Genomic DNA, 6,463 nt, shown 5'->3' with positions numbered 1-6,463 from the left:
GGGAACTCAAAGGAGACTGCCGGTGATAAACCGGAGGAAGGTGGGGATGACGTCAAGTCATCATGGCCCTTACGAGTAGGGCTACACACGTGCTACAATGGCGTATACAAAGAGAAGCGAACTCGCGAGAGCAAGCGGACCTCATAAAGTACGTCGTAGTCCGGATCGGAGTCTGCAACTCGACTCCGTGAAGTCGGAATCGCTAGTAATCGTAGATCAGAATGCTACGGTGAATACGTTCCCGGGCCTTGTACACACCGCCCGTCACACCATGGGAGTGGGTTGCAAAAGAAGTAGGTAGCTTAACCTTCGGGAGGGCGCTTACCACTTTGTGATTCATGACTGGGGTGAAGTCGTAACAAGGTAACCGTAGGGGAACCTGCGGTTGGATCACCTCCTTACCTAATGATATTGATTCGCGTGAAGTGCTCACACAGATTGTCTGATAGAAACGTAATGAGCAAAAGCGCTACCTGTTGATGTAATGAGTCACTGACTCATGCTGATACGAACCGATTAAGACAGTCAGTTTAATCGGATTTTCGTGTCCCCATCGTCTAGAGGCCTAGGACACTGCCCTTTCACGGCTGTAACAGGGGTTCGAATCCCCTTGGGGACGCCATCCGATAATGAGTGAAAGACATTATCACCGGTTCTTGGAACCGAAAACATCTTAAAGATGACTCTTGCGAGTCGTGTTTAAGATATTGCTCTTTAACAATCTGGAACAAGCTGAAAATTGAAACATGACAGCTGAAACTTATCCCTCCGTAGAAGTATTGGGGTAAGGATTAACCTGTCATAGAGTCTCTCAAATGTAGCAGCACGAGAGTGTTCTCTGTTTACAGAAACACCTTCGGGTTGTGAGGTTAAGTGACTAAGCGTACACGGTGGATGCCTAGGCAGTCAGAGGCGATGAAGGGCGTGCTAATCTGCGATAAGCGTCGGTAAGGTGATATGAACCGTAATAACCGGCGATACCCGAATGGGGAAACCCAGTGCAATTCGTTGCACTATCGTTAAGTGAATACATAGCTTAACGAGGCGAACCGGGGGAACTGAAACATCTAAGTACCCCGAGGAAAAGAAATCAACCGAGATTCCCCCAGTAGCGGCGAGCGAACGGGGAGGAGCCCAGAACCTGAATCAGTTCTTGTGTTAGTGGAAGCGTCTGGAAAGTCGCACAGTAAAGGGTGATAGTCCCGTACACTAAAATGCATTAATTGTGAGTTCGATGAGTAGGGCGGGACACGTGACATCCTGTCTGAATATGGGGGGACCATCCTCCAAGGCTAAATACTCCTGACTGACCGATAGTGAACCAGTACCGTGAGGGAAAGGCGAAAAGAACCCCGGCGAGGGGAGTGAAATAGAACCTGAAACCGTGTACGTACAAGCAGTGGGAGCACCTTCGTGGTGTGACTGCGTACCTTTTGTATAATGGGTCAGCGACTTATATTTTGTAGCAAGGTTAACCGTATAGGGGAGCCGTAGGGAAACCGAGTCTTAACTGGGCGAATAGTTGCAAGGTATAGACCCGAAACCCGGTGATCTAGCCATGGGCAGGTTGAAGGTTGGGTAACACTAACTGGAGGACCGAACCGACTAATGTTGAAAAATTAGCGGATGACTTGTGGCTGGGGGTGAAAGGCCAATCAAACCGGGAGATAGCTGGTTCTCCCCGAAAGCTATTTAGGTAGCGCCTCGTGAACTCATCTTCGGGGGTAGAGCACTGTTTCGGCTAGGGGGCCATCCCGGCTTACCAAACCGATGCAAACTCCGAATACCGAAGAATGTTATCACGGGAGACACACGGCGGGTGCTAACGTCCGTCGTGAAGAGGGAAACAACCCAGACCGCCAGCTAAGGTCCCAAAGTCATGGTTAAGTGGGAAACGATGTGGGAAGGCATAGACAGCCAGGATGTTGGCTTAGAAGCAGCCATCATTTAAAGAAAGCGTAATAGCTCACTGGTCGAGTCGGCCTGCGCGGAAGATGTAACGGGGCTAAACCATGCACCGAAGCTGCGGCAGCGACGCTTAGGCGTTGTTGGGTAGGGGAGCGTTCTGTAAGCCGTTGAAGGTGGCCTGTGAGGGTTGCTGGAGGTATCAGAAGTGCGAATGCTGACATAAGTAACGATAAAGCGGGTGAAAAGCCCGCTCGCCGGAAGACCAAGGGTTCCTGTCCAACGTTAATCGGGGCAGGGTGAGTCGACCCCTAAGGCGAGGCCGAAAGGCGTAGTCGATGGGAAACAGGTTAATATTCCTGTACTCGGTGTTACTGCGAAGGGGGGACGGAGAAGGCTAGGCTAGCCGGGCGACGGTTGTCCCGGTTTAAGCGTGTAGGGGGAGTGACCTGGTAAATCCGGTTACTTATCAACCCTGAGGCGTGATGACGATGCACTACGGTGCAGAAGTAGTTGATGCCAAGCTTCCAGGAAAAGCCTCTAAGCATCAGGTAACACAGAATCGTACCCCAAACCGACACAGGTGGTCAGGTAGAGAATACCAAGGCGCTTGAGAGAACTCGGGTGAAGGAACTAGGCAAAATGGTGCCGTAACTTCGGGAGAAGGCACGCTGGCGCGTAGGTGAAGAGACTTGCTCTCGGAGCTGAAGCCAGTCGCAGATACCAGCTGGCTGCAACTGTTTAATAAAAACACAGCACTGTGCAAACACGAAAGTGGACGTATACGGTGTGACGCCTGCCCGGTGCTGGAAGGTTAATTGATGGGGTCAGCCGCAAGGCGAAGCTCTTGATCGAAGCCCCAGTAAACGGCGGCCGTAACTATAACGGTCCTAAGGTAGCGAAATTCCTTGTCGGGTAAGTTCCGACCTGCACGAATGGCGTAATGATGGCCAGGCTGTCTCCACCCGAGACTCAGTGAAATTGAACTCGCTGTGAAGATGCAGTGTACCCGCGGCAAGACGGAAAGACCCCGTGAACCTTTACTATAGCTTGACACTGAACATTGAGCCTTGATGTGTAGGATAGGTGGGAGGCTTTGAAGCGTGGACGCCAGTCTGCGTGGAGCCAACCTTGAAATACCACCCTTTAATGTTTGATGTTCTAACTCGGCCCCATAATCTGGGGTGAGGACAGTGTCTGGTGGGTAGTTTGACTGGGGCGGTCTCCTCCCAAAGAGTAACGGAGGAGCACGAAGGTTAGCTAATCACGGTCGGACATCGTGAGGTTAGTGCAAAGGCATAAGCTAGCTTGACTGCGAGAGTGACGGCTCGAGCAGGTACGAAAGTAGGTCTTAGTGATCCGGTGGTTCTGAATGGAAGGGCCATCGCTCAACGGATAAAAGGTACTCCGGGGATAACAGGCTGATACCGCCCAAGAGTTCATATCGACGGCGGTGTTTGGCACCTCGATGTCGGCTCATCACATCCTGGGGCTGAAGTAGGTCCCAAGGGTATGGCTGTTCGCCATTTAAAGTGGTACGCGAGCTGGGTTTAGAACGTCGTGAGACAGTTCGGTCCCTATCTGCCGTGGGCGTTGGAAGATTGAGAGGGGTTGCTCCTAGTACGAGAGGACCGGAGTGAACGCACCACTGGTGTTCGGGTTGTCATGCCAATGGCACTGCCCGGTAGCTAAGTGCGGAAAAGATAAGCGCTGAAAGCATCTAAGCGCGAAACTTGCCTCGAGATGAGTCTTCCCTGGGTCTTTAAGGCCCCTGAAGGAACGTTTAAGACTAAGACGTTGATAGGCTGGGTGTGTAAGTGCAGCGATGCATTGAGCTAACCAGTACTAATGATCCGTGAGGCTTAACCTTACAACACCAAAGGTGTTTTAGAGAGATTGTAGAGATTTTCAGCGAGTTCCGAGATTGGTTTCAATGGCTGCGGGAGTGGCGGTTGGAATGAAACAGAATTTGCCTGGCGGCAATAGCGCGGTGGTCCCACCTGACCCCATGCCGAACTCAGAAGTGAAACGCCGTAGCGCCGATGGTAGTGTGGGGTCTCCCCATGCGAGAGTAGGACACTGCCAGGCATCAATTAAGCCAAGAGGCCATCCGCAAGGATGGCCTTTTTGCTATGTGCGAAAGAAAAAGGCGCAGCCAGGCTGGGTCTTGTTAGCCGATAATCTGCACTTTCCTACGAATAAATTCCTGCCAGTTATATTCGCGATTATAAATATGGTTAATGTTTAAAAAACATAACTGTTTTCAGATGAATGTAAATCAGCCCTAATTGGATTGGTTTGGCTCTCAACAATAAGCGCACCCATCAAGAAAAACTTTTATTAATCACCTTAACCATTATCTCTAATGTATTACCTAATTAATTTATATAGAAATTACCTTATAAAACAATTAGAAATATTTCATCTATGGATGATCTCCAGATAAAAGCAATATCAATGAAAACAAATATTAGTCTGACGTACCGAATCGAGTAGACTAGGTGGAGGTTCATTTCCGTATAGGTATTTATCGTTATGTCTACTGAAGGCGCGTCATTAAAAAACCACAATACCTTTGCGCTCCCGGTCAACGCAGCGCATCTGGTCATTGCCAACACTATCGAATTAATGATCAAGGTTTGGCAGAAAACGCAGAAGCGCCAAGAGCCGCTGCTGGTACTCGGTGAAGGAAGTAACGTCCTGTTTCTTGAAGACTTTGCCGGTACGGTCATGATCAATCAATTGAAAGGCATTGATATTAGAGAAGAAAAGGATGCCTGGTTCCTCCACGTCAGCTCAGGTGAAAATTGGCATGGCCTGGTTTGTCGGACCCTGGATATCAGCATTCCTGGCCTGGAAAATTTGGCTCTGATCCCTGGCCTGGTCGGTTCTGCCCCCATTCAGAATATCGGCGCCTATGGCATCGAGCTCAAAAGCGTATGTGACTACGTTGATCTATTGGATCTGAGTACGGGAGCTATCGATCGCATTTCAGCGTCAGATTGTGGGTTTGGCTACCGTGAAAGCATTTTCAAACATCATTTTCAGAAGGGGCACATCATTGTTGGCGTAGGCTTGCGCCTGAACAAACAATGGAACCCGATGCTTAATTATGGCGAGCTGGCAAAACTGGATCCGCAAACGGTGACCCCACGTCAGGTCTTTGATTCAGTGTGCGCCATGCGTCGCAGTAAGCTGCCGGATCCTAAGGTGATGGGTAATGCCGGTAGTTTCTTCAAAAATCCGTTGGTCAGTAGTGAAAAGGCCGCTGCGCTGATGCTCGAATATCCTGGTATGCCGCATTACCCACAGCAGGATGGTCAGGTGAAGCTGGCAGCTGGCTGGTTGATCGATCAGTGTGAGCTGAAAGGTTATCGTATTGGCGGTGCGGCGGTACATAGTCAACAGGCGCTTGTTCTGGTTAATGTGGATAATGCCACCAGTCAGGACGTGGTCACCTTGGCACGCCATGTGCGTAATACCGTAGCGAAAAAATTTGATGTCTGGTTAGAGCCAGAAGTACGCTTTATCGGTAAGGATGGCGAGTTGAATGCCGTAGAGGTTCTGTCATGAAGGATACCAAAGTTCCCCTCAAGCTGATTGCAATACTGGCCGATGGTGGTTTCCATTCAGGCGAGCACCTTGGTGAATTACTGGGGATGAGCCGCGCAGCCATTAACAAGCATATACAGACCATCCGTGAGTGGGGCCTGGACGTGTTTACCGTACCCGGAAAAGGCTACAGTCTGCCTGCTCCAATCCAATTGCTGGATGCCGAACGTATTCTCAGCCAATTGGCAGATAAGCGTGTCATCGTGCTGCCGGTCGTGGATTCTACCAACCAATACCTATTGGAGCGTATTGCTGAGCTGCAGTCGGGTGATGCCTGTGTCGCTGAGTATCAGCAAGCCGGACGTGGTCGACGTGGACGCCAATGGATATCTCCATTTGGCGCCAATCTCTATCTTTCAATGTTTTGGCGCCTCGAGCAGGGGCCTGCCGCCGCAATGGGTCTGAGCCTGGTGATTGGTATAGTGATGGCCGAAGTGTTGCAAGGCCTCGGCGCGCAGGATGTCAGAGTCAAATGGCCGAATGATTTATATCTTAACGATCGTAAGTTGGCTGGGATCTTGGTCGAATTGACAGGGAAAACCGGTGATGCGGCACAGCTGGTCATCGGTGCAGGTATCAATTTGGCGATGCGTGAAACTAATGCCAATGCCATTAATCAAGGCTGGATAAACCTGCAGGAAGCGGGAATTAATATCGATCGCAATGAGCTGGCCGCGACTTTGCTTAATGAGCTACGCCAATCGCTGCGTCAGTTTGAGATTGAGGGTTTGACTCCCTTTATTTCACGCTGGCATGCGTTGGATAACTTTATTGACCGGCCTGTTAAGCTATTAATCGGTGAGCAGCAAATATTCGGCACTGCTCGCGGTATCGATCAGCAAGGGGCATTATTGCTTGAGCAAAATGGTGTTATTAAGCCATTCATTGGCGGGGAAATATCGCTACGTAGTGCAGAGTAAATTATTATTAATAAGGGGCTCTAAGG

2 protein-coding genes, 1 tRNA gene, 2 rRNA genes and 1 other annotated feature are annotated in these 6,463 nt (G+C 50.1%); all 5 genes read left to right on the top strand.

The window, feature by feature from the left end; all coding sequences use genetic code 11:
* Positions 1–401, top strand: a sequence feature (16S ribosomal RNA rRNA prediction is too short).
* A gap of 145 nt (positions 402–546) precedes the next feature.
* The 5 genes from M495_RS24620 (at position 547) to birA (ending at position 6,437) form a co-directional block, all read left to right on the top strand.
* Positions 547–622 (top strand) — tRNA-Glu (locus M495_RS24620).
* Between the two features lie 245 nt (positions 623–867).
* Positions 868–3,775 (top strand): 23S ribosomal RNA (locus tag M495_RS24615).
* Positions 3,776–3,877: 102 nt separating this feature from the next.
* Positions 3,878–3,993 (top strand): 5S ribosomal RNA (gene rrf / locus M495_RS24610).
* Between the two features lie 447 nt (positions 3,994–4,440).
* The gene (murB, locus tag M495_RS24605; RefSeq protein ID WP_020828751.1) at positions 4,441–5,478 is read left to right on the top strand and encodes a UDP-N-acetylmuramate dehydrogenase; all 1,038 of its coding nucleotides are present in this window, start codon (positions 4,441–4,443) and stop codon (positions 5,476–5,478) included.
* Positions 5,475–6,437 carry a bifunctional biotin--[acetyl-CoA-carboxylase] ligase/biotin operon repressor BirA gene (birA, locus tag M495_RS24600; protein ID WP_020828750.1) on the top strand — a complete coding sequence of 321 codons (963 nt, stop codon included), beginning with the start codon at positions 5,475–5,477 and terminating at the stop codon, positions 6,435–6,437. Before murB ends, birA begins: the two co-directional genes overlap by 4 nt.
* Positions 6,438–6,463 lie beyond the last annotated feature (26 nt).

Origin of the sequence: Serratia liquefaciens ATCC 27592 (genome assembly GCF_000422085.1) — a bacterium.
In the GTDB taxonomy this organism is placed as follows: Bacteria; Pseudomonadota; Gammaproteobacteria; order Enterobacterales; family Enterobacteriaceae; genus Serratia; species Serratia liquefaciens.
The sequence above is the reverse complement of the archived record's forward strand: the minus strand, read 5'-3'. Positions and strand labels throughout refer to the sequence as shown.